Below are 23538 nucleotides of genomic sequence, written 5' to 3' on the forward strand. Positions count from 1 at the left end.
GGTGGGCACGGGCTCTGCGTCGTCCGTCCTACCTGCGGCGGACCTGGCGCTGGCTGACGGTCATCTGGCGCCCCCCGGGCAGCGGGCCGCCGGGCACCGGCATCCGCGAGCCGCCGAGCGCGGCGACCCGCTTGCGCAGGGCGTTGAGCTCACCGCCGTCGAGGTTGCGCGGCAGCTTCATCACGTGGGCGCTGAGCTTGCGCAGCGGCACCTGCCCCTCCTCGTCGCCGACGAGGACGTCGTAGATCGGGGCGTCCCCGGCGATGCGGGCGAGGCGCTTCTTCTCCTGGGCGAGCAGCGGGCGGACCCGCGACGGCGCGCCCTCGCCGACCAGGACCACGCCGGGACGGCCCAGCACGCGGTGGACGGCGTCGAGCTGGGTGGTGCCGGCGACGCCCGAGGAGACCTGCCAGTCACCGCGCATGCCCTCGAGGACCCACGCGGCCGCACCGGGCTGGCCCTCCACCTGGCGGTAGGCCGAGCCCTGCGCGCGGCGACCGAAGACGATCAGCGCGGCCAGCGCGCCGAAGAGGATCGCGATGGGCAGGAAGAGGAACGGCGAGCCGAACAGGATGCCGATCAGCTCGACGACCGCGGCCACCGCCACGAAGGCGATGAGCATGAACCAGGGCAGCTTGGGGTCGTTCTTGCGGGTCAGCGAGTAGGCCTGCTTCATCATGCGGGCCTGGTCGCCGACCTTCTTGAGGCGGCCGACCTTGGGCCGGCCGTCCTTGCCGACCTTCGTCGCCCCCCTGCCGCGGCCTCGGGAGCCGGGCCCGGTGGCGGCCTTGCCGGTGCCGGACGGCGCGGAGGAGTCGGTGGGCCTGCTGCGTGCCATGTCCCCAGGATAGAGAAAGGACCCTCCTGACCCCCCACCGTGTGAGGACCCCGTCCTCCTCATCCCTCGCATGCTCGGGACGAGCCTCTGGACGGGGCCGGCGTCGGGACCCTGCAGGAGGGCCGGCGACCGGCCCCGGTGGACCGGCCGCGACGTCCTCAGATCGAGCGGGTCAGCCCGCGCGCCTCGACGGCCTGCTGGTACAGCCGGCCCGCGCGGTAGGAGCTGCGCACCAACGGCCCGGCGAGCACGCCGGGGAAGCCGATCTCCTCCGCCGTCTGCTGGAAGCCGACGAACTCGTCGGGCTTGACCCAGCGGACGACGGGGTGGTGCCGCGGCGAGGGCCGCAGGTACTGGGTGATGGTCAGCAGGTCGCAGCCGGCCTCGTGCAGGGCCCGCATCGTCTCGACGACCTCGTCGGGCTCCTCGCCCATGCCCAGGATGAGGTTGGACTTGGTGACCAGCCCGGCCTCACGGGCGGCGGTGAGAACGGCCAGCGAGCGCTCGAACCGGAAGCCGGGGCGGATGCGCTTGAAGATGCGCGGCACGGTCTCGACGTTGTGCGCCAGGACCTCGGGGCGGGAGGAGAAGACCTCGGCGAGCTGGTCGGGGTCGGCGTTGAAGTCGGGGATGAGCAGCTCGACACCGCACCCCGGGACGGCGGCGTGGATCTGCCGCACCGTCTCGGCGTAGAGCCAGGCGCCGCCGTCGGGCAGGTCGTCACGGGCGACGCCGGTGACCGTGGCGTAGCGCAGCTGCATCGTGGCGACGCTCTCGGCGACCCGGCGCGGTTCGTCGGCGTCGAACTCGGCGGGCTTGCCCGTGTCGATCTGGCAGAAGTCGCACCGCCGGGTGCACTGGTCCCCGCCGATGAGGAAGGTGGCCTCCCGGTCCTCCCAGCACTCGTAGATGTTGGGGCACCCGGCCTCTTCGCAGACGGTGTGCAGACCCTCCCGGCGCACCAGCGACTTCAGCTCGGTGTACTCCGGGCCGGTCTTCAGCCGGGTCTTGATCCACTCCGGCTTGCGCTCGATCGGGACCTGGCTGTTGCGGACCTCGAGGCGCAGCAGTTTGCGGCCGGAGGGCGCCAGGGGGGTGTCGGTGGAGGGGGTCGGGGCCACCGTCTCGCTCATGATCGACCACGGTACCCCCGGAGACGGCAACGCCCGCCTCGACGGAGGCGGGCGTTGCTGCTCAGGGGCGGAACGGGGTCAGGTCGCCGGGTTGCGCGGGTCCTCGGAGTCGGAGCCGATCCCGCCGGAGGCGGTCTGCGGCTGGTCGTTCGGCGAGGCGGTGGCGGTGTCCAGCGCCGGGTCGTCCGCACTGGTCGTGGCCGTGCCCGGGGTGGCGGAGCCAGGGGTCTCCGTGGGCTTGGACTGCTGCGCCCACGAGCCCGCGTCGGTGTCGGGCGGGGTGGCGTCCCCCGCGGTGGTCTGGGCGGTGGAGACGGTCTTGCCGGAGTTGCTCGGGGAGCTGGGCACGGGGTCCTCTCGGTAGCTCGGCACGGGCCCGTCGCCGGTGGGGGCGGGGGTCCACAGGTCGTCGGAGCCGCTGCGGCGGCGCAGCACCACCGCCACGGCGGCGGCGATGCCGAGGACGGCGAGCAGCCACGGCCAGCGCCGCGGCCGGGGCTCGATCCCGACCTTCCGCCTCCCTGCCTTACCCGCCTTCGCGGCCTTCCTCCCCAGTTCCCGGCGCTTCTTCGCCGCCGCCCTCTCCAGCTCACCGCGCTTCTTCGCAGCCTTGGCCGTGGCGGCGGCGAGCTCCAGGCGGCGCAGCTCGAGCTCGTCGCGGGCGCCGCCCAGCCCGGAGCTGAGCGACTCCCGGGTGTTCTCCAGCACCGGGGTGACCGCCTCACGGGCGGCCAGCACCCTGGGTGCGGCGTAGGCCAGCGTGGCGGCCTGGGCGGCGGTCAGCCGGGGGACGACGTCCTCTGCCAGCGTCTTCTGGGCCGCGCCACGGGCGGCCTCGACGCGGGGGGTGAGGTCGGCGGCGGCCTTGGCGGCCGCGGCCTGCGCGGCGGTCACCGCGGCGGTCAGGTGCGGGACGGCGGCGTCGCGGGCGGCCTCCACATGCGGGGTGAGCGCGTCGCGGGCAGCCTCCACGCGGGGGCCGACCGCGTCACGGGCGGCCTCCACCCGCGGGGTGAGCGCGTCACGGGCGGCCTCGACGGCGGGCGCGGCGACGGCCACCGCGGCGGCGACCTTGGGGACGACCGCGCCCCTGGCGGCGTCCAGCGCCGGACCGCTCGCCTCGCGGGCGGCCTCGACGCGCGGTGCCAGCTGTTCCGTCGCTGCCCGCCGGGCCTCCGCCACCGCCGTGCCGATGTGGGCGAGGCCCTCCTGCAGTTCCTCGCCGATGATCTGGCCGTGCGTCTTCTTGCGGAACACGGGATGCACCTCCGGTTGATCGTGTCGGCGGTCATCCTGCCCGGTCACCGGGGACGGCACACCCCGGGTGCGATCCCCGGGACGGCGGGCGCGACGAGGCCCCGGCAGCATCGCCGGGTGCAGCCGCGCCTCCCCACCGGACCGCAGCGGGGCGCCCTCCACGAGGGGCGGGGACGGCCTGGCCGTACCGCCCGGGGGCACCTGCAGGTCGTCGACCCCGCCGACCCCGGCGCCGGGACCTGGTGGCCCGGGGACGGCGCCCCAGCTGGGCCGACGCGCCTCGTTACAGCGACTGCAGCGGGCTCTCCCGGGTCGCCAGCCACGTCAGCAGGTCCTCGACCGGCATGGGACGGGCGATCGCGTACCCCTGAGCGACGTCGCAGCCCAGCGCGGCCAGCGCGACGCCCATCTCGTCGTCCTCCACGCCCTCGGCCACCAGCGAGAGGCCGAGGTCGTGGGCCAGGGCCACGGTGTGCCGGACGATCGCCGCGGCCCGCGGGTCGCTGCCGACGTCGCGGGTGAGGCTCCGGTCGAGCTTGAGCTCGTCGGCCGGCAGGTGGCGCAGGTAGGCCAGCGAGCTGTACCCGGTGCCGTAGTCGTCGATCGACGTCCGGACGCCGAGCCGGCGCAGGTGGGCCAGGACGGTCCGGCCACGTTCGGGGTCGGCCATGAGGGTGTCCTCGACCAGCTCGAGGGTGAGCGCCGCAGGCGGCAGCCCGTGGTGGAGCAGGGCCATCGCCACCTTGCTCGGCAGGTCGAGGTCGCTGACGTTCGCGGCCGACAGGTTCACCGACACCGGCACCCGCCGGGTCGGCCACCACCGGGCGACGGCCTCGAGCGACAGCTCGAGCACCCGGTCGGCGAGGGGCCGCATGAGGCCGGCCTGCTCGGCCGCGGGCAGCAGGTCGCCGGGCATGAGCAGGCCCCGGGTCGGGTGGTGCCAGCGGACCAGTGCCTCGACGCCGACGACCGTGCCCGCGCGGGTGTCCACCTGCGGCTGCAGGTGCACCACGAGCTCGTCGTTGTCCAGGGCGGTGTGCAGGTCCTCCATGGTGCGCAGCCGGTCGCCGGTGCCGCTGCCCGGGTCGGGCACGTAGGCCCGCACGCCGTCCCGGCTGGCCTTGGCGGCGTACATCGCCACGTCGGCGCAGCGCAGCAGCTCGGCCACCGTGGCGGCGGGGACCGGCGCCGTCGCGACCCCGATGCTGACGCCCACGTGCAGGCGGATCCCCTCGACGGTGAACGGTTGCAGCAGCAGCTCACGGAGCCGCTCGGCCCGCTCCTGCGCCTCGTCCAGAGCAGCGTGCGGCAGCAGGACGGCGAACTCGTCACCACCCAGCCGCGCCAGGGTGTCCGAGGTCCGCAGGGCGCCGCGCAACCGTGGGCCGACCTGGCGCAGCAGGCCGTCGCCGGCGTGGTGGCCCAGGCTGTCGTTGACCTCCTTGAAGCCGTCGAGGTCGAGCAGCAGCAGGGCGGCGGGGTGGCGGGCGGTGGCGGTGTCCAGCTCCCGCTGGGCCGCGTCGAGGAAGGCCCGTCGGTTGGGCAGGCCGGTCAGCTCGTCGGTCCGGGCCTGTTCGCGGACCTCGTTGAAGGCGCGGACCTCCCGGAACGTGATCGCGGTGCGGACCAGCGCGGCGACGACGCAGCCCACGGCGAGCCAGGCGGCCGCCGTGGGCAGCCGGTCGCCGTAGCCGGTCGCGAGCACCATCAGGCTGGCCAGGTTGCACGCCAGCGGGACCGCCAGGACGCGCCAGCCCACCCGGGTGGCCGCCCGCGCGCTCGCCTCGGCAGACGCCCGCACGGCCTCGGGGTCGCTGTGGTGCGCGGCGAGGGCGATCAGCGCCATCGCGACCAGCCAGGTGAGGTCCAGCGGCCCGCCCTCGACGTACACCCCCGCGGTGGCCAGGTCGAGGAAGACGATGTCGCCGAAGAGGTTGGCCCCGATGCCGGCGCCGAGCAGCAGCAGGGTCCGGTCGCGCCGGACGCCCAGGATGGCGCCCACCCCGACGAGCAGCGCGAGCAGCACGACGTCGGCCACCGGGTAGGCCAGGCTGGTGAGCACCGCGGGCACGCTGCCCTCGGTCAGCTCGAGGGCCGGGGCGAGCAGGGCCGCGACGGCGACGGCGCCCGCGCCCAGGGCCCCGACGACCCCGTCCAGCCACATGCTGGCGTGGAAGCGCGCCACCCGGGCGCGGATGAGCCCGACGAGCGCGACGTAGAGCGGCAGGTAGTAGACGAGGTAGAAGACGTCGGCGACGGAGGGGAACGGCTCCTCGGCCATCGGGGCGATCGCCAGCGAGTACACCAGGTTGCCGACGACCCCCAGGACCAGCGCGACCGTCATGCTCCACCAGGCCACCCGGTCGTCGGCGGCCCGGCGGGCTGCGCTGGCGCACACCAACGCCGCCCCGACGTAGACGGCGTTGTAGAGGACGAGGTCGTAGGCGATCGCCCACGTCTCGCCGTCCGGTCGACCCCACACCCCGGTGGTGAACAGGACCAGGGCCGTCAGCGTCAGGCCGAGTGCGCTGCGGGACGGGGCGGGAGCGTGCCGGGTGGATCGCACACGACGGACATCGGCCGGCGCCGTGCCGGGCTCCACCCGACACCCGTCCGGCCTCCCTCCTGTGGGTGAGGCCGGGCCGGGCGCCGGTGCGCGGTAGCATCGACGGTGTGACCAGGCGGCTCCTCCTCGCGCGGCCGTGCTGACCTGAGATCCCCAGTCAGCACGGCGACCCCTCCTGCGTGAGGGGTCTTTTGCTGTCCGCCGCCGGTACGAGCACTCGAGGACCAGGAGCACGACGATGAGCCAGACGGCCGACCAGCCGAGTGTCGAGCAGGCGGGGGACGTCCCGCCGCACCGCTACACGCCCGCCCTGGCGCAGCGGATCGAGCTCGCCTGGCAGGACCGCTGGGAGGCCGAGGGGACGTTCCACACCCCGAACCCGACGGGCCGGCTGTCCGAGGGCTTCGAGCGGGTCGCCGACCGGCCCAAGTACTTCGTGATGGACATGTTCCCGTACCCCTCGGGCGCCGGGCTGCACGTCGGGCACCCGCTGGGGTACCTGGGCACCGACGCCATCAGCCGCTTCCGCCGCATGGACGGCGCCAACGTGCTGCACCCGATGGGCTACGACGCCTTCGGCCTGCCGGCCGAGCAGTACGCCGTCCAGACCGGGCAGCACCCGCGGATCACCACCGAGGCCAACATCGCGGCCATCAAGGCGCAGCTGCGCCGGCTGGGCGTCGACCACGACGAGCGCCGCACCTTCGCCACCATCGACCCGGGCTACTACCGGTGGACCCAGTGGATCTTCCTGCAGGTCTTCGGGTCCTGGTTCGACGAGGAGGCCGGCAGGGCGCGCCGGATCGCCGAGCTGGTCGACGAGCTGGACGCCGGCACGCGGGAGCCGGCCCCCGGGACCAACGACACCGGCCGGCCGTGGGCCGAGCTGGACGACGTCGAGCGGCGCCGGGTCGTCGACGCGCACCGGCTGGCCTACCTGCACCAGGCGCCGGTCAACTGGTGCCCGGGCCTGGGCACGGTGCTGTCCAACGAGGAGGTCACGCCCGACGGCCGCTCCGAGCGCGGCAACTTCCCGGTGTTCCGGCGTCCGCTGACCCAGTGGATGATGCGGATCACCGCCTACGCCGAGCGGCTGCTGGCCGACCTGGACCGGCTGGACTGGTCGGACTCGGTGAAGCAGATGCAGCGCAACTGGATCGGCCGCTCCACCGGCGCGCGGATCGGCTTCCGCTGCGGCGACGAGACCGTCGAGGTCTTCACCACCCGGCCCGACACCCTGTTCGGCGCCACCTACATGGTGCTGGCCCCCGAGCACCCCCTGGTCGAGACGCTGACCGCCGCCCAGTGGCCCGATGGCACCGACCCGCGGTGGACCGGCGGCGCGGCGACCCCGGCCGAGGCGGTGCGCGAGTACCAGCGGCAGGCCTCCCGCCGCTCCGAGCTGGACCGGCAGAACGAGGCGCGGGAGAAGACCGGCGTCTGGTTGGGCGTCACCGCGGTCAACCCGGTCAACGGCCGCGAGCTGCCGGTGTTCATCGCCGACTACGTGCTGACCGGGTACGGCACCGGCGCCATCATGGCCGTCCCCGGGGAGGACACCCGCGACTTCGAGTTCGCGCAGGTGTTCGGGCTGCCCGTCGTCCGCACGGTGCAGCCGCCGGAGGACTTCGAGGGCGGCGCCTACACCGGCGCCGGCCCGATGATCAACTCGTCCAACGAGGACATCTCGCTGGACGGCCTGGACAAGGCGACCGCGATCGCCACCATCACCGACTGGCTGGTCGAGCACGGCCACGGCCAGGCGACCACCACCTACAAGCTGCGCGACTGGCTGTTCAGCCGGCAGCGCTACTGGGGCGAGCCGTTCCCGATCGTCTACGACGAGGACGACCTGCCGGTCGCGGTGCCGGACTCGATGCTGCCGGTGCTGCTGCCCGAGGTCGACGACTACTCGCCCAAGACCTTCGACGACGACGACGCCGACTCCCTGCCGGAGCCGCCGCTGTCGCGCGTCACGGACTGGACGACGGTCGAGCTGGACCTCGGCGACGGCCTGCGGAAGTACCGGCGGGAGACCAACACGATGCCCAACTGGGCCGGCTCGTGCTGGTACTACCTGCGCTACCTGGACCCCTCCGACGACACCCGGATGGTGGACCCGGAGCTGGAGCGCTACTGGCTGGGCCCGCGCGAGCCCGGTGACGTCGGCGGCGTCGACCTGTACGTCGGCGGCATGGAGCACGCCGTGCTGCACCTGCTGTACGCCCGGTTCTGGCACAAGGTGCTGCACGACCTGGGCTACGTCTCGAGCGAGGAGCCGTTCCGCCGCCTGGTCAACCAGGGCTACATCTCCGCCTACGCCTACACCGACGAGCGCGGCTTCTACGTGCCCGCCGCCGAGGTGGTCGAGGAGGACGGCCGGTTCACCCACGAGGGCAGGCCCGTCAACCGTGAGTACGGGAAGATGGGCAAGAGCCTGAAGAACATGGTCACGCCGGACGAGATGATCGCCGCATACGGCGCCGACACGCTCCGGGTCTACGAGATGTCGACCGGCCCGCTGGAGCAGTCCCGGCCGTGGGAGACCAAGGCCGTCGTCGGCTCGCAGCGGCTGCTGCAGCGGATCTGGCGGGTCGTCGTCGACGAGGAGACCGGGGCGGTCCGGACGGCGGACGACGCCGGGCCGGCCGAGGAGACGCTGCGGGCGCTGCACCGGGCGATCGCCGGGGTCCGCGACGGCATGGCGACGCTGCGCTTCAACATCGCGATCGCCCGGATCACCGAGCTGACCAACCACCTGACGCAGGCGTACGGCGCGGACTCCGCGGTGCCGCGCTCGGTCGCCGAGCCGCTGGTGCTGCTGGTGGCGCCGCTGGCCCCGCACATCGCCGAGGAGCTGTGGGCGCGGCTGGGCCACGAGCAGTCGCTGGCCTGGCACCCGTTCCCGGAGGCCGACGAGCGCTGGCTGGTCGAGGACACCGTGCAGGTCGCCGTCCAGGTCAACGGCAAGGTGCGGGCCCAGGTGACCGTGCCGGCGGACGCCGACGCCGCCGCGCTGGAGGCCGCCGCCCGGGCCGACGAGAAGGTGGCCGCGCACCTGGACGGCAAGACGGTGCGCCGCGTCGTCGCCGTCCCCGGTCGGCTGGTCAACTTCGTCCTCGGCTGAGCACTCCGTCGTCCTCCGGACGACACCGCGACCCGGTCACCGTCGTACTCCGGACCGCACCGCGGGCCGGGTGCCGTGCCCCTGTCGCGCTGAGCCGCTGCGTTGCGCTGAGCGGACCCCTCTGGGGCCCGCTCAGCGCGACGACACTCACACGGTCAGGACGGCGCGCATCGCCTTCTCGACCGGCTCGAGGGCCTCGTCGATCGTCACGTCACGGCCGAGCTCGGCCGACAGCGAGGTGACGCCGGCGTCGGCGATGCCGCAGGGCACGATCGCACCGAAGGCGGCGAGGTCGGGGTCGCAGTTGAGCGCGAAGCCGTGCATCGTCACGCCGCGGGCCACCCGGATGCCGATCGCGGCGATCTTCCGCTCGGGACGCCACCGGCTGCCCGGGCCGGGTCCGTCGGCGGGCAGCCAGACGCCGCTGCGCCCCTCGACCCGTCCGGCCTCGACGCCGAAGCCGGCGCAGACCTCGATGAGCGCGCCCTCCAGCCGGCGGACGTAGGCGACCACGTCGACCGGGTCGGGCAGCGCGACGATCGGGTAGCCGACCAGCTGACCCGGGCCGTGCCAGGTGATCTTCCCGCCGCGGTCGACGTCGACCACGGGGGTGCCGTCCTGGGGCCGCTCGTGCGGCTCGGTGCGCTTGCCGGCGGTGTAGACCGACGGGTGCTCGAGGAGGAGCAGCGTGTCGGGCCCCTCGCCGGCCACCCGGGCGGCGTGCAGCTCGCGCTGGCGCTCCCAGGCCTCCTCGTAGGGGACCGTGCCCGCCCGGATCACCTGCAGCTCAGTCACGCGTCCAGCGTAGAGAAGGGACCCCGTCCTCCCCACTCCTCGCAGGCTCGGAGCGGGACCCGGGACGGGGCCGGTCAGCGCAGCCGCCGGGGCTCGATGCAGGTCTCGACCGCGGTGCCGTCGGGACCCGGCTCCACCCGGTAGGCGGCCCTGTCCGGGCGGTCGGCAACCGCCTCCACCAGCTCGGTGCCGCGGTAGACCAGCCCCACGCCGTCGTCGGTGGCGTGCCCGCCGGGCAGCGTGCCGTCGGCCACGAGCCGGTGGTACAGCGGACGGCGCTGCTCCTCGGAGTCGTAGTGCACCCCGTTGGACGTCGGGATGAGCCCCAGCCCGTTGGTCACCGGGCGCAGGTCGGGGCCGTAGGAGTCGGTGGTGCCGCCGACGTGCCAGCACAGCGATCCGGCCGACACCCCGCCCAGCACGACACCGGCCTCCCACACCTCGCGGAAGACCTCGTCCAGTCCGTGCACCCGCCACACCGCGAGCAGGTTGGCCACGCTGCCGCCGCCGACCCAGACCACGTCCTGGGCCAGCAGGTGTGCGCGGACGTCGGGCACGGTGGGCATCGGGAAGAGGCTCAGGTGGCTGACCTGCACCCCGCTGCCGGCGAAGGCGCCGTACACGCCGGCCACCCGCACCGGGTCGTCGCCGGTGGCGGTGCCGAGGTAGCACAGGCGCGGCCGCTCGGGCGCACCCGCCAGCTGGAGGGCGAGGTCGAAGACGGGCCCCGGCGCCCAGTCGTAGGGGCCGCGACCCCGGGAGTCGAAGCCGATGCTCGTGGCGAGGATGGTCGGTGCGGTGGCGGGCACGGTCAGGCAGCTCCTCGCTGGTCGGTCCCCAGAGCGCGCAGGACGGCGCGGGCGGCCCGCGCCCCGCTGGCCATGGCGCCCTGGATGGACGGGGTGTCGCGGTGGTCGCCGGCGACGAACAGCCCGCCGCCGAGGTCGACCGGCTGCCGGAGGCGCAGCGGCGGGACGGCGGCCGGCTGGGCCTGCGGCACGGTGACCGAGGTGAGGTGCTCGAGGTCGCCCGGGCCGATGCCGTGCAGCGCGGCGACCTCGGCCCGCACGTCGGCCTCGCGGGTGGGGGCGAGGCTGGAGCTGGCCACCAACGCCCGGCCGTCGGGGCTGTAGGCGGGCTGGGCGTCGGTGAGCACCGCGCTGTTCACCAGCCGCCCGCCCGGCGTCCCGAGGACCAGCAGCGGCTCCCCGGTCGGGGAGGCGGGCAGCACGTGCAGGTGGGTGGTGACCTGGCGGGGCGCGGACGCCGTCAGCCCGGGGACCAGCTCCGCGGCGGTGCCGGGGTCGGTGGCGACGACGACCGCGTCGGCGCGGGTGCGCCCGCTGCCGGTGACGACGGCGTCGCCGCGCACGGCCGTCGCCCGGACGCCGAGGTGCACGCGGTCGGCCCCGACCCGGGCGGCCAGCTGCTCGCCGACCGACTGCATGCCGCGGGCCGGCAGCCCGATGGCGCCGCGGGCGAAGCTGCGCCACAGCAGGTCCAGGTAGTGGCTCGAGGTCTCCAGCCGGTCCTCCAGGAGCACCCCGGCGAGGAAGGGCCGGAAGAAGCGCTCCAGCGCCGTGTCGCCCACACCGGCCTGCCTCAGCCGCTCCTCGGCCGTCGTCTCCCGCTCCCTGAGCAGGCGCGCGACCGGTGTGTAGCCGGCCCGGGCCGAGTAGGCGGCGATCGCGGCCTTGCGCACCGGGGAGCCGAGCGGCGCGCGCAGCGTGTCCAGCGCGGCCGTGGGCCGTCGCCGCGGGTCGACCAGCCGGGAGCGCCGGCCGTCCATCCGGACGACCGCGCCCGGCCAGAACCAGCCGAGGTCGAGCGCCGCCAGGTCGAGGTCGGCAGCGCGCGGGTAGCCGGTGTTGAGCACCTGGAAGCCGCGGTCGACGACGAACCCGTCGACCCGCTCGGTGGCCAGCCGACCGCCGGCGTGCGCGGCCGCCTCGGCGACGTGCACGTCCACGCCCGCCGCGCGCAGCCGGACGGCCACGGACAAGCCGGCCAGTCCCGCCCCCACGACGACGACCTGGGCGCGTGCGGGCAGCGGCATGGCCCGAACCTAGGACGCCCGGCGCCGTCCCACCCGTCCGGGGCATGGTCTGTGGACGCAGCCGGTGCCTGTGGACGGCGTCGGCGGGTGCAGGCCCATCCGCCTACGGTGCCTGCCATGCCCGCGTCCCCTCCCACGCCCGTCGTGCCCGGCTACCGGCTCGAGGAGCTGCTCGGGCGGGGCGGCTCCGGCGAGGTGTGGCGCGCGGTGCCCCGCTCCGGCGGTCCGGCGGTCGCCGTCAAGCTGCTGGTGGCCGGGGACGCCGAGCGGCAGGCCCGCGAGGCGGCGCTGCTCGGGGAGCTCGACCACCCGCACCTGGTCCGGCTGCACGAGGTGGTGCACGAGCCACGTCGCGGCGGGCAGCCGCGGGTGGCCCTGGTCCTCGACCTGCTCGCCGGCGGCAGCCTGGCCGCCCTGCTGGCCCGTCGCGGCCGGCTGCGGCCCGGGGAGGTGGTCACCGCCCTCGCTCCCGTGGCCGCGGCCCTGGCGCACGCGCACGATCGTGGTGTCGTGCACGGCGACCTCTCGCCCGGCAACGTCGTGTTCACCGCCGAGGGTCGTCCGGTGCTCACCGACCTCGGGGTGGCGCGGGTGCTGGGGGAGGAGGCGGCCCGTGAGGTCACGCCGGCCTACGTCGACCCCACCGTGGCCCGCGGTGGGGCGCCCGGCCCGGCCTCGGACGTCTTCGGCGTCGCGGCTGCGGCCTTCCACGCGCTGACCGGGGTCGCCCCCTGGAACGCCGCCACGCCCGCCGACACGCTCCGGGTGGCCGCCGAGGGCGTGCTGCCCGACCTCGCGGAGCTCGCGCCCGGTGCCCCGGCGGACCTGCTCGCCGTCATCGCCCGCGGGCTCTCGGCCGACCCGCACGACCGCGGGTCGGCCGCCGCCTTCGCCCTGGACCTGCGGCACGCCTGCCGTCCCGAGCCGGTGCGGCTGCCGCAGGCCGGGGTCCCCGACGAGGAGCTCGCCCGCACCGGCCGTGGTCCGCGCACCGAGCTCACCCACCAGGTCCCGGGGCGGCACCGGCGAGCCGGGGACGAGGTGCTGCCCGACCGCACCGGCCTGCGCGCCCGGCTCGCGGCGTCCGGTCCGCTGCTGCGCCGGGGGGCGCTGCTGGCCGGCGCGGCCGCGGTCGTGGTGGTCCTCGGGGTCCAGCTCGGCGGCTGGTGGGGCAGTGCGCCGGGGCCGGCCCCCCTGGCCGACCGCGCCGCCGGTGCACCTCGCACGCCGGAGCCGGCGGCCGACCCGTCTGCAGCCGCGCCCACGTCGGCTGCCCCGGAGACCGCGGCCCCGTCACCGCCGGTCCCGGCGCCCGGGGGCTCCGTCGAGACGACGCCGACCCCGACACCGGAGGTCGCTGCACCGGAGGCTCCTGCACCGGAGGCCGCTGCCACGCCCGAGGACGACTGGCAGGGGCGGCTCACCAGGCTGTACCAGCGCCGGGCGGAGGCGCTGGCCACCGGGTCCGTGCCGCTGCTCGAGGACGTGTACGCCCCGGGCAGCACCCTCCTCACGGCCGACCGGGACAGCGTGGCCGCCCTGACCGCCGTCGGCGAGGCGCTGCGCGGCTTCGCGCCGGAGGTGGTCAGCGCGACCCTGGTCGGCGGCACGCCCGGCGCGGGCCCGGTGACCCTGCAGGTGGTGGACCGCTGGCCGGACTACGAGGTGGTGCGAGCGGCCGATCCCGGGGGCCCGGCGTTGCGCACGGTCGGCGGGCGCGGGGAGGCGGAGGTGCGCATGACGATCGAGGCCACCGCCGAAGGGTGGCGGATCTCGTCGGCCGAGCGGGTCGGGTGAGGCGGGTCAGCCGCGCTGCAGCGCCGCGCGCAACGCGTCGTCGAGGTCGGGATGGGTCCACCGGTAGCCGGCCCGCTCCAGCACCGCGGGGACGGCGCGCTGACCGGCCAGCACGCTGGAACGGCCGAACTCACCCAGGGCCAGCGCCAGCACGGGACCGGGGACCGGGAGGACCGCCGGCCGGTGCACCGCGGCGGCCAGACGGCGGACGAACTCGGCGTTGGGGACCGGGTGGGGTCCGGTGAGGTTCACCGGGCCGGAGACGTCGGCGGTCAGCAGGAACCGGATCGCGTCGACCTCGTCGTCCAGGCTGATCCACGGCCAGTACTGCCGTCCCGAGCCCATGCGCCCGCCGAGGCCGGCCCGGAAGACCAGGCCCAGGATGCGCACCAGCATGGCGTCGCGGCCGACGACCAGGCCGGTGCGCAGGTGCACCACGCGGACGCCGGCGTCCTCGGCGGGGCGCGTGGCGGCCTCCCAGTCGACGCACAGGCGGGCCAGGAAGTCCCTGCCGGGCGGCGCGTCCTCCTGCACCTCCCGGTCCCCGGTGTCGCCGTAGTAGCCCACCGCCGAGGCCGAGAGCAGCACCCGACGGCGTCCCGGGTCGGCCGTGGCCGCCGCGGCCAGCGCCTCGCTGACCGTGGCCGTGCTGTCCAGCCGGCTGGAGCGCAGCTGCTCCTTGTAGCCGGCCGTGAAGGGGCGCGGCCGGATGGGCGTACCGGCCAGGTTCACCACGGCGTCGGCGTCGGAGAGCAGGGTCGGGTCGATCCGCCGGTGCTGGGGGTCCCAGCGGTGCTCGTCGGCCGTCCGCGGCGTGCGGCGGACCAGTCGCAGCACCTCGTGCCCGTCGGCCCGCAGTGCGGCCACCAGGTGCGTGCCGATCAGACCGGAGGAGCCGGTGACCGCGACCTTCATCTGTCTCCTCCAGGCAGGGCGGGACGCGACCGGGGCCCCGGCAGCTGCCGGGGCCCCGATGGCCCCCTGCGGGGCCCGTCAACGATGGGGGCAGGGGTGCTTGTTCAGGAGAGGCCGAGCTCGCCCTGGAACTGACCGGCCTCCAGCCGCTCCTTCACCGTGACGAGGAAGCGGGCGGCGTCGGCGCCGTCGACGATCCGGTGGTCGTAGGTCAGCGCCAGGTAGACCATCGACCGGACCGCGATGACCTCGCCGAGGCCGGGGTCCTGGACGACGACCGGGCGCTTGACGACGCTGCCCACGCCGAGGATCGCCACCTGCGGCTGGTTGATGATCGGCGTGTCGAACAACGCCCCACGGCTGCCGGTGTTGGTGAGCGTGAAGGTGCCGCCGCCGAGCTCGTCCGGGGTGACCTTGTTGGTGCGGGTCCGCTCGGCCAGGTCGGCGATCTTGCGGGCCAGCCCGCCGATGCTCAGGTCACCGGCGTCCCTGATGACCGGGACCAGCAGACCGCGCTCGGTGTCGACCGCGACACCCAGGTTCTCGGCGTCGTGGTAGGTCACCGTGCCCGCCTCGAGGTCGATCGAGGAGTTCACGGCCGGGTGGGCCTTGAGCGCCTCGACCGCCGCCTTGGCGAAGAACGGCAGGAACGACAGCTTGACGCCCTCGCGGGCCTCGAAGTCGCGCTTGGCCCGGTCCCGCAGCCGCGCGATGGTCGTGACGTCGGCCTCCACGACCGTCGTCAGCTGGGCGCTGACCTGCAGCGACTCGACCATCCGGCGGGCGATGACGGTGCGCAGCCGGGAGAGCTTCTCGGTGCGCCCGCGCAGCGAGGTGTCGGGCTGGGCCGCCGGCGACGGGCTCGGGGCCGGTCGACCGGTGGCGGCGGCCGGGGCCTCTGCCGGGGCGGCCGCCTTCTCGGCGGCGGCGAGCACGTCCTGCTTGCGGATCCGCCCACCGACGCCGGTGCCGGTCACCGAGGACAGGTCGACACCGCGCTCGGCGGCCAGCCGGCGCACCAGCGGGGTGACGTACTGCCCGCCACCGTCCCCGCCACCGGCCGGAGCCGGAGCCGGGGTCTTCGGCGCCGCGGGCGCCTGCGGGGCGACCGCCTGGGCCGGCGAGGGCGCCTCGGTGGGGGAGGTGCTGGGCAGCACGCCGCCGGAGCCGTAGTCGGCACCGGGCTGCTCCGAGGTCGGCTGCGCCCGCTGCGGCGTCGGGTCGGCCTGCGGGGTCGGCTGCGTCGCCTGGGCGGGAGGCGCCGGCTGTCGCGGCTCCTGCTGCGACTGCGGCTCCTGCTGGGCCGGCGCCGAGGGAGCCGGGGCCTGCGCCTGCGCGCCCCCGCCGGCGGACCCGGAGCCGATGACGGCCAGCTCCGCACCGACCTCGACCGTCTCGTCCTCGTTCACCGAGATCGACAGGAGCGTGCCCGACACCGGCGCGGGGATCTCGGTGTCGACCTTGTCGGTGGAGACCTCGAGCAGCGGCTCGTCGGCGGTCACCTCGTCGCCGACGGACTTCAGCCACCGGGTGACGGTGCCCTCGGTGACGCTCTCGCCGAGCGCCGGCATGGTCACCGACGTCCCCTGGCCACCGCCGCCCTGGCCGCCGTCGCCGGAGGCCGGTGCGGCCGCGGCCGGCTGCGGCTCGTCCGACGGACCGGGACCGGCGTCCTCGACCTGCTCGACGGGGGTCTGCGGGGTGGTGTCGGTGTCCTCGGCCGAGGCCGGACCGGCCGGCGCCCCGCCGTCCCCGTCCCCGCCGATGACCGCGAGCTCGGCGCCGACCTCGACCGTCTCGTCCTCGGCGACGAGGATCTTGCTCAGCACGCCGGCGGCCGGTGAGGGGATCTCGGTGTCGACCTTGTCGGTCGAGACCTCGAGCAGCGGCTCGTCGACCTCGACCTGCTCACCCTCCTGCTTGAGCCATCGGGTGACCGTGCCCTCGGTGACGCTCTCGCCCAGGGCGGGCATGGTGACGGAGGTCGGCATCGGGGCGGGGCTCCTTCTGGCGCGGGTGGGTGGGGGAGTGGTGCGGAGGTCAGCCGTGCACGTGCAGCGGCTTGCCGGCGAGCGCGAGATGGGCCTCGCCCAGGGCCTCGCTCTGCGTCGGGTGCGGGTGGATGAGGGCGGCGACGTCGTCGGCCTCGGCCTCCCAGTTGTAGATCAGCTGGGCCTCGGCGATCAGCTCGCCGACCCGGCTGCCGACCATGTGCACGCCGACCACGGGGCCGTCGACGGCCTGCACCAGCTTGACCGCGCCCGCGGTCTTGAGGATCTGGCTGCGGCCGTTGCCGCCGAGGTCGTAGGTGAGGGTCTTGACCTCGCCGAAGCGCTCCTTGGCCTGCGCCTCGGTGAGACCGACCGAGGCGACCTCGGGGTCGGAGTAGGTGATCCGCGGGACACCGGCGTAGTCGATCGGGGCGGGCTCGAGGCCGGCCAGCCGCTCGGCCACGAAGATGCCCTCGGCGAAGCCGACGTGGGCCAGCTGCAGGGTCGGGATCAGGTCACCGACGGCGGAGATGGTGGGCACGTTGGTGCGCAGGTACTCGTCGACGAGCACGTAACCGCGCTCCATCGCGACACCGGCCTCCTCGTAACCCAGGCCCTGGCTGACCGGCCCGCGGCCCACGGCCACGAGCAGCAGCTCGGCCTCGAACTCCTTGCCGTTCTCGAGCGACACCTTGACGCCGTTCTCGGTGTTCTGCACGCCCGTGAAGCGGCTCCCGAGCTCGAAGCCGATCTTGCGGCGGCGGAAGGCCCGCTCCAGGAGCTTGGAGGAGGCCTCGTCCTCGAGCGGGACGAGGTGCGGCAGGGCCTCGATGATGGTGACGTCGACGCCGAAGGACTTCCAGGCGCTGGCGAACTCGCAGCCGATGACGCCGCCACCGAGGATGATCGCCGAGGCCGGCACGCGGTCCATGTTCAGCGCGTGGTCGCTGGTGATGACCCGGTTGCCGTCGATCTCGAGACCGGGCAGCGAGCGGGCGTAGGAGCCGGTCGCCAGCAGGACGTGGCGGCCCTCGTAGCGCTGGCCGCCCACCTCGACCGCGGTGAGGGAGACCAGCCGGCCCTCGCCCTCCACGTACTGGATCTTGCGGCTCTTGATCAGGCCCTGCAGGCCCTTGTAGAGCCGGGAGATGACGCCGTCCTTGTAGCTGTTGACGCCGTCCATGTCGATGCCGGCCAGTGACGTCTTGACGCCGAACTGCTCACCCTCGCGGGCCAGGTCCGCGACCTCGCCGGCGTGCAGCAGGGCCTTGGTCGGGATGCAGCCGCGGTGCAGGCAGGTGCCGCCGACCTTGTCCCGCTCGACGAGGACGACGGACATGCCCAGTTCGGCGGCGCGCAGCGCGGCGGCGTAGCCACCCGAGCCACCACCGAGGATGACCAGGTCGGCGGGGGAGGTGGGTGCGCTCACGAGATCTCCTCGGGTGCCGGGGTCCCGCCCGCGTTCGAGCGGCCGGGTGAAGGTCCGCGCCCATCCTGCCACTCCGGGAACGCGCCCGTGGGCAGCACCGTTGCCAGCGCGACGTCGCGGTGCGGACGCGACCCGGTCGAGACGGGAGCGGGCATGGGTTTCTGGGGCCGACTGCGGCGGCGGGCGCCCGGCCGCGGCACGCTCGACCGGGGCTCCGGACGGGCCGACGTCACCCACCTCGAGCAGTTCGTCGCGAGCCGGCGCGGTGTCGAGGGGTACGTCGAGCCCCGGACGGCGGTCACCGAGACCACGATCGTGCTGGTCGCCGCGGACGGCGAGTGGACCCGGCGCCGGATCGAGGGCCCGGACACCGCCCGGCGGCTCTCCCGCGAGCTCGGCATCCCCGTCTACGACGCGCAGGTGACCGGCTATCCGCAGCGGATGCGGGACTGGAACGAGGCCCGCCGACAGGGCCCCACCACTCGCTGACTCGCGGCGGGGCCCTGACGGTGGCCGTTCCAGGCGCTCACGAGCCGGCGACGAGGTCCTCGATGGTGGCCAGCAGCGTGCGCACCGGCACGCCGGTCCCGCCCTTGGGGGTGTACCCCCAGGGCGCGCCGGTGTTGTAGCTCGGGCCCGCGATGTCGATGTGCGCCCACGGCAGCCCGTCCGGCACGAACTCGGCGAGGAAGTGGGCCCCGACCAGCATGCCGCCCATCCGGTCGGCGTTGGCGTTGACGAAGTCGGCGATCGGCGAGTCCAGCCCACGGCGCAGTTCGGCCGGCATCGGCATCGCCCACATCCCCTCGCCGCTGCGGGTCGAGGCGGCGACGACGGCGTCCCGCATGTCGTCGCTGCCCATGACGCCGGCGGTGCGCGAGCCGAGGGCGACCAGCTGCGCGCCGGTGAGCGTGGAGGTCTCCAGGATCGCGTCGGGGGAGTCCTCGGCGGCCCGGGCCAGGGCGTCGGCGAGGATCACGCGGCCCTCGGCGTCGGTGTTGGTGATCTCGGCCTTCTTGCCGTTGCGGAAGGTCACCACGTCGGCCGGGCGGTAGGCCGAGCCGCTGGGCAGGTTCTCGGCCATCGGCACGGTGGCGGTGACCTCGACGGGCAGGCCGAGCTCGGCGACCAGGCAGACCGTGGCGATCACGGCGGCCGCGCCGGCCATGTCGCTGGTCATGTGGTGCATGTTCGCGGCCGGCTTGATCGACAGGCCGCCGCTGTCGAAGGTGATGCCCTTGCCGACCAGTGCGACCTTCCTGCGCGCCTTCTTCCCGCGGTAGGTCAGCCGGAGCAGGCGGGGCCCACGGGTCGAGCCGCCCCCGACGGCCAGGACGCCGCCGTAGCCGCCGGCGGCCAGGGCCGCCTCGTCGAGCACCTCGACGTCCAGCCCGGCGCGCTTGCCCGCCGCGGCGCCGCGCGCCGCGAGCTCGGCGGGGAAGAGGTCGTTGGGCGGGGTGTTGACCAGGTCGCGCACCAGCGCGACGGCGTCGGCGACGGCGCGGGCGCGCTCCAGCGGTCCCTTCGCGGCCCCGGCGTCGGGGACGACGACGGCGAACTCGCGCGGCGGCAGCGGCCGGCCGGCAGAGTCGGACTTGTAGGCGGTGAACTCGTAGGCGCCGAGCAGGCTGCCCTCGCCGACGGCGTGCAGGCGCAGCTCGTCGGGCGTCCCGCCGACCGCGGCCAGCAGGGTGACCACCGACGCGCGACCCGACAGCGCCCGGCTGGCGGCACCGGCGGCCCGGCGGACCGCCTCGGCGGCGTACCCGCCCCCGGCCTGGGGCGCGCCGAGGCCGACGGCGGCGACGACGGGGAACGGGCCCTGGCCGAGCGCGGCGACCCGGGTGACCTCGTCCTCCGCACCGCGGGCGCCCAGGTCGGCGAGGGCGGGCAGCAGGCGGCCGCCCAGCAGCCGGTCGACGGCCTCCGTGCCGGGGGTGGGGAGCGGGCCGTCGGGCCCCTTCCCGATGCCGACGACGACGGCGTCGGCGGAGAGCTTCTCGAGCGGGCGGTCGGTGGCGGAGATCGTCGGCGGCACCGCTCGATCCTAGAAGGACCCCCGCGCTCCCCACGCCCCGCAGCCTCGGCGCGGGTCCCTGCACGGGGGCCGTTCCCGCACGTCGCCGGATAGCGTGCCGGTGTGACCGCGCGGACCTCCCCCCTGCACGACCGGCACGTCGCGGCCGGCGCCAAGCTGGCCGACTTCGGCGGCTGGTCGATGCCGATCGAGTACGCCGGCGGCGGGGTGCTGGCCGAGCACGAGGCGGTCCGCACCCGCGTGGGCCTGTTCGACGTCTCGCACCTGGGCACCGCCACGGTGCGCGGCCCGGGGGCGGCGGCCTTCGTCGACAGCTGCCTGACCAACGACCTGTCGCGCATCGGGCCGGGCCAGGCGCAGTACACGATGTGCTGCCTGCCCGACGGCGACCCGCGGGCCGGGGGAGTGGTCGACGACCTGATCGCCTACCTGCACGGCCCGGACGACGTCCTGCTCGTGCCCAACGCCGCCAACGCCGCCGAGGTGGTGGCCCGGTTGACCGACGCCGCACCGGCCGGTGTGACGGTCACCGACCGGCACACCGAGGTCGCCGTCCTGGCCGTGCAGGGGCCCCGGTCACCGCAGCTGCTGGCGTTCCTCGGGTTGCCCGGCGAGCTGCCCTACATGTCCTTCGTGACCGGCGTGGGCGGCGGCTCGGCCGAGGTGACCGTCTGCCGCACCGGCTACACCGGCGAGCACGGCTACGAGCTGCTGGTGGCCGCCGACCGCGCCGGCGAGCTGTGGGACGTGCTGGTGGAGACCGGTCAGGACGAGGGCCTGCGGCTGTGCGGGCTGGGCGCCCGCGACACGTTGCGCACCGAGATGGGCTACCCGTTGCACGGCCACGAGCTCTCGACCGAGATCACGCCGGTGCAGGCCCGCGCCGGCTGGGCGGTGGGCTGGCGCAAGCCGGCGTTCTGGGGTCGCCAGGCGCTGCTGGCGGAGAAGGAGGCCGGTCCGGCGCGCCTGCTGTGGGGGCTGCGGGCGACCGGGCGGGGCATCCCGCGGCCGGGCATGGCGGTGCTCGACGCCGACGGCGCCCGGGTCGGCGAGGTCACCAGCGGCACCTTCTCGCCGTCCCTGCGCACCGGCATCGCCCTGGCCCTGCTGGACACCGCCTCGGGCGTCGAGGAGGGCAGCGAGCTGGCCGTGGACGTGCGCGGGCGGCCGCAGACCGTGCAGGTCGTGCGGCCGCCCTTCGTCCCCTCGCACGTGCGCTGAGAGAGGACCCCTGCTCCCCACCACTCGCGAGCTCGCGGCGGGCCCCTGCAGGGGGCGGGGCCTGGAACGGTCCTCTCTCAGCTCCGCTGGTGTGACTCCTTGGTGGGCACCGGCAGGTCGGGCAGCGAGTCGGCCATGGTGGCGTCGCGCTGGCCCATCGGCTGCGGCGGACCCTGGGTGGTGTCCTCCGCCGTCTGGTGCTCGGCCTCGGAGTTGATCTCCGCGCCGAGCAGGATCAGGTAGCAGGTCAGGTACAGCCACAGCATCAGCACGATGACGCCGGCGATGGCCCCGTAGGTCTTGTCGTAGGAGCCGAAGTTGTCGACGTAGATGCTGAAGCCGAGGCTCACGATCGCCCAGATCACGGTGACGACGACGGCGCCGAGACTCACCCAGCGCAGCCTCGGGGCGTCCCGGTCCGGGGCGACCCGGTACAGCACGGCCAGCGACCCCGCGAAGACGGCGAGGAGCAGGACCCACCGGACCACCTGCGCGAGGACGGTGGCGAACGGGCCGAGCGGCAGCACGTCCAGGAGGTTCGGGACCACCGCGACGAGCGCGAAGGTGATCAGCACGAAGACGATCGCGCCGAGGGTCAGGCCCAGCGAGACGGCCTTGCGCTTGACGAAGCCGCGCGTCTCCACCTCGTCGTAGGCCAGGTTCACCGCCGTCACCAGGTTGCCGACGCCACCGGAGGCGCTCCACAGCGCGCCGAGCACGGAGACCGCCAGGCCGAAGCTGAGCGCCCCGCCGCTGTTGGTGACGATGCTGTTGAGCTGGTCCCCGATCAAGCGGGCGGCGCTCTCCGGGAGCTGTGCCGAGAGGTCCTCGACCTGCCGTGCGACGGTCTCCGGGGAGGCCACCAGCCCGTAGATGTTCAGCATCGCGATCAGCGCGGGGAAGATCGCCAGGAACCCGAAGAACGCCACGCCGCCGCCGATGATCGGCATGTTGTCGGCGTTGTTCTCCGCCCACGCCCGCCGGACGATCTGCTTCCACCCCCGCCAGGGGATCTCGGTGGGCTTGTCCGCGGTGATGCCGGGCAGCTGCTGCTCGCTGGGCGCCCCTGGCGGCGGCTCGCTCGCCCGTGGGTCCGGCCCGCGGGCCTCCGCGGCCCGCGCGGCCGCCCGTCGGGCCGCCTTCTCCTCGACCCGCTCGCGGATGCGGTCGACGGCGCTGTCGCGGTGTCGGGTGCCGGCCACGTCAGTCGCCCGGCCAGTTGCCGGTCAGCTTGGTGAACCCGCGGGCGCCGGCACGGTCGATGGCCGCCTTGGTGGCGGCGAAGATGGCGCCCTGCAGCGCTGCGGCGAGGACGACCTCCTTCATCGAGTACTCGCTCTGCAGCGCGTCGGGGGCGTCGTCCTCGTCGGACACGCGCTTCCAGACCTGCTTGAAGACCGCGCCGGACACCACACCGGCCAGGATGCCGCCGAGCAGGCCGATCGGCCGGTAGGCGAGCTTGGCTCCCTTGCTGCTGCTCACGTGGTCCTCCTCCTGGCCCGGCGGGCCTTCGCCGTCCTCTTCGCCGTCCTGCGTGCCGCCTTCTCGGCTGCGGCGCGACGGGCGGCGGCCACCTTCGCGACGCGCTTGGCCTCCCGCTTGGCCTCCCGCTTGGCGGCCCGGCGGTCCTTCGTCCGGCGGCGCCAGACCAGCAGGCCCAGCAGCGCGGCCACGCCGGCGCCGGCGCCGATGACCGCCGGCGGACTCTCCCGGTAGGTCTCCACCGCGGTGTCGCGGGCGCGGTAGGCGCTCTCCCGTGCCCGCTCGGGTACGTCGAGGCGGTGGGAGAGCTCGTCGACCGTGCGGCTGAGCTGCTCCCGGGTGGCCTCGATCTCGGCCTTGATGGCGTCGGGGTCGTTCGCCGGCGGCTGGCCGTTCGTCGTCCCGTCGGGGCCTCGGCTGGCTGGGGTGCTCACCGGCGCGCACTCTCCTTCACGGTCTGGATGTCGGTCCTGGTGCTGGCGATGGCCTCGGTGGGCACCGGCGGGGTGCCCTTCTCGACGTCCTTCTTGCCGACCAGTGCCAGCACGCCGGCGACGGCGAAGAGCACGACGGCGACGATGAGCGCGGCCAGCCAGCCGGGCAGCACCAGGGCGAGGGCCAGGACGGCGGCGGCGATGAGCACGGCCAGACCGAGGAAGACGAACAGGCCGGCACCACCGAACAGCCCGGCGCCGATGCCCAGGCGCTTGGCCTTCTGGGTCACCTCCGCCTGGGCGAGCCGGGCCTCGTCGCGCACGAGCCGGCTGATCTGCTCGGTCAGCTGGCCGATGAGCTGGCCGGTCGAGGCGTCCTCGGGGGCGGGGGGCGGGGCGGTTGCGCGAGTGGCGCCCGCGGTCGGGTCGGTCATCGGTCCTCCGAGCCGGGGGAGACTG

19 protein-coding genes are annotated in these 23538 nt (G+C 75.0%); 4 read left to right on the forward strand and 15 right to left on the reverse strand.

Features of this window, described 5'->3' with window-relative positions; all coding sequences use genetic code 11:
* Positions 1–28: 28 nt before the first annotated feature.
* The 4 genes from ACI79G_RS11065 to ACI79G_RS11080 form a co-directional block, all read right to left on the reverse strand.
* Positions 29–838: a DUF4191 domain-containing protein gene (locus tag ACI79G_RS11065; RefSeq protein ID WP_456881177.1), complete on the reverse strand. Its 810-nt coding sequence runs from the start codon at positions 836–838 to the stop codon at positions 29–31.
* A 158-nt stretch (positions 839–996) separates the two neighbouring features.
* Positions 997–1971 carry a lipoyl synthase gene (gene lipA, locus ACI79G_RS11070; RefSeq protein WP_091219570.1) on the reverse strand — a complete coding sequence of 325 codons (975 nt, stop codon included), beginning with the start codon at positions 1969–1971 and terminating at the stop codon, positions 997–999.
* Between the two features lie 78 nt (positions 1972–2049).
* Complete coding sequence (locus ACI79G_RS11075; RefSeq protein WP_456881178.1) at positions 2050–3228, reverse strand: hypothetical protein; 1179 nt, start codon at positions 3226–3228, stop codon at positions 2050–2052.
* Positions 3229–3511: 283 nt separating this feature from the next.
* Complete coding sequence (locus ACI79G_RS11080; protein WP_456881179.1) at positions 3512–5794, reverse strand: putative bifunctional diguanylate cyclase/phosphodiesterase; 2283 nt, start codon at positions 5792–5794, stop codon at positions 3512–3514.
* A 238-nt stretch (positions 5795–6032) separates the two neighbouring features.
* Here ACI79G_RS11080 and leuS point away from each other — a divergent pair, with 238 nt between their 5' ends.
* On the forward strand, positions 6033–8921 hold the full coding sequence (leuS, locus tag ACI79G_RS11085; protein ID WP_456881180.1) for a leucine--tRNA ligase: 2889 nt from the start codon (positions 6033–6035) through the stop codon (positions 8919–8921).
* Positions 8922–9068: 147 nt separating this feature from the next.
* On the opposite strand, the gene lipB is transcribed toward leuS, so the two are convergent.
* From lipB to ACI79G_RS11100, 3 genes are all read right to left on the reverse strand, one after another.
* Complete coding sequence (gene lipB, locus ACI79G_RS11090; protein ID WP_456881181.1) at positions 9069–9716, reverse strand: lipoyl(octanoyl) transferase LipB; 648 nt, start codon at positions 9714–9716, stop codon at positions 9069–9071.
* Positions 9717–9790: 74 nt separating this feature from the next.
* Positions 9791–10525 (reverse strand): Type 1 glutamine amidotransferase-like domain-containing protein, encoded by a 735-nt coding sequence (locus ACI79G_RS11095; RefSeq protein WP_456881182.1) that lies wholly within the window; start codon positions 10523–10525, stop codon positions 9791–9793.
* 2 nt (positions 10526–10527) lie between these two features.
* Complete coding sequence (locus ACI79G_RS11100; protein WP_456881183.1) at positions 10528–11772, reverse strand: FAD-dependent oxidoreductase; 1245 nt, start codon at positions 11770–11772, stop codon at positions 10528–10530.
* A gap of 117 nt (positions 11773–11889) precedes the next feature.
* Between ACI79G_RS11100 and ACI79G_RS11105 the strand changes: the two genes are divergently transcribed.
* Positions 11890–13569, forward strand: a complete 1680-nt coding sequence (locus tag ACI79G_RS11105; protein ID WP_456881184.1) for a protein kinase domain-containing protein — start codon at positions 11890–11892, stop codon at positions 13567–13569.
* Positions 13570–13575: 6 nt separating this feature from the next.
* On the opposite strand, the gene ACI79G_RS11110 is transcribed toward ACI79G_RS11105, so the two are convergent.
* From ACI79G_RS11110 to lpdA, 3 genes are all read right to left on the reverse strand, one after another.
* Entirely contained in the window at positions 13576–14484 is a 909-nt protein-coding gene (locus tag ACI79G_RS11110; protein ID WP_456881185.1) for a TIGR01777 family oxidoreductase, read from the reverse strand.
* A 104-nt stretch (positions 14485–14588) separates the two neighbouring features.
* Positions 14589–16475, reverse strand: a complete 1887-nt coding sequence (gene sucB, locus ACI79G_RS11115) for a 2-oxoglutarate dehydrogenase, E2 component, dihydrolipoamide succinyltransferase (RefSeq protein ID WP_456881186.1) — start codon at positions 16473–16475, stop codon at positions 14589–14591.
* Between the two features lie 49 nt (positions 16476–16524).
* Positions 16525–17904 carry a dihydrolipoyl dehydrogenase gene (gene lpdA, locus ACI79G_RS11120; protein WP_456881187.1) on the reverse strand — a complete coding sequence of 460 codons (1380 nt, stop codon included), beginning with the start codon at positions 17902–17904 and terminating at the stop codon, positions 16525–16527.
* Positions 17905–18057: 153 nt separating this feature from the next.
* Here lpdA and ACI79G_RS11125 point away from each other — a divergent pair, with 153 nt between their 5' ends.
* Positions 18058–18393 (forward strand): oxidoreductase, encoded by a 336-nt coding sequence (locus ACI79G_RS11125; protein ID WP_456881188.1) that lies wholly within the window; start codon positions 18058–18060, stop codon positions 18391–18393.
* A gap of 37 nt (positions 18394–18430) precedes the next feature.
* On the opposite strand, the gene ACI79G_RS11130 is transcribed toward ACI79G_RS11125, so the two are convergent.
* Positions 18431–19942: a leucyl aminopeptidase gene (locus ACI79G_RS11130; RefSeq protein WP_456881189.1), complete on the reverse strand. Its 1512-nt coding sequence runs from the start codon at positions 19940–19942 to the stop codon at positions 18431–18433.
* Positions 19943–20044: 102 nt separating this feature from the next.
* On the opposite strand from ACI79G_RS11130, the gene gcvT reads away from it, so the two are divergent.
* Positions 20045–21163, forward strand: coding sequence for a glycine cleavage system aminomethyltransferase GcvT (gcvT, locus tag ACI79G_RS11135; protein ID WP_456881190.1), 1119 nt, complete (start codon positions 20045–20047; stop codon positions 21161–21163).
* A gap of 77 nt (positions 21164–21240) precedes the next feature.
* Here gcvT and ACI79G_RS11140 read toward each other — a convergent pair whose 3' ends face one another.
* From ACI79G_RS11140 to ACI79G_RS11155, 4 genes are read right to left on the reverse strand one after another with little or no spacing between them, the layout of a single operon-like run.
* Positions 21241–22365 (reverse strand): YihY/virulence factor BrkB family protein, encoded by a 1125-nt coding sequence (locus ACI79G_RS11140; protein ID WP_456881191.1) that lies wholly within the window; start codon positions 22363–22365, stop codon positions 21241–21243.
* 1 nt (position 22366) lies between these two features.
* A complete protein-coding gene (locus ACI79G_RS11145; RefSeq protein ID WP_456881192.1) occupies positions 22367–22645 on the reverse strand; it encodes a DUF4235 domain-containing protein in 279 nt (92 codons plus the stop codon).
* Positions 22642–23079: a DUF3618 domain-containing protein gene (locus ACI79G_RS11150; RefSeq protein WP_456881193.1), complete on the reverse strand. Its 438-nt coding sequence runs from the start codon at positions 23077–23079 to the stop codon at positions 22642–22644. Before ACI79G_RS11150 ends, ACI79G_RS11145 begins: the two co-directional genes overlap by 4 nt.
* The gene (locus ACI79G_RS11155) at positions 23076–23513 is read right to left on the reverse strand and encodes a phage holin family protein (RefSeq protein WP_456881194.1); all 438 of its coding nucleotides are present in this window, start codon (positions 23511–23513) and stop codon (positions 23076–23078) included. Before ACI79G_RS11155 ends, ACI79G_RS11150 begins: the two co-directional genes overlap by 4 nt.
* Between the last annotated feature and the right edge of the window lie 25 nt (positions 23514–23538).

It is taken from the genome of Geodermatophilus sp. SYSU D00779, from assembly GCF_054050595.1.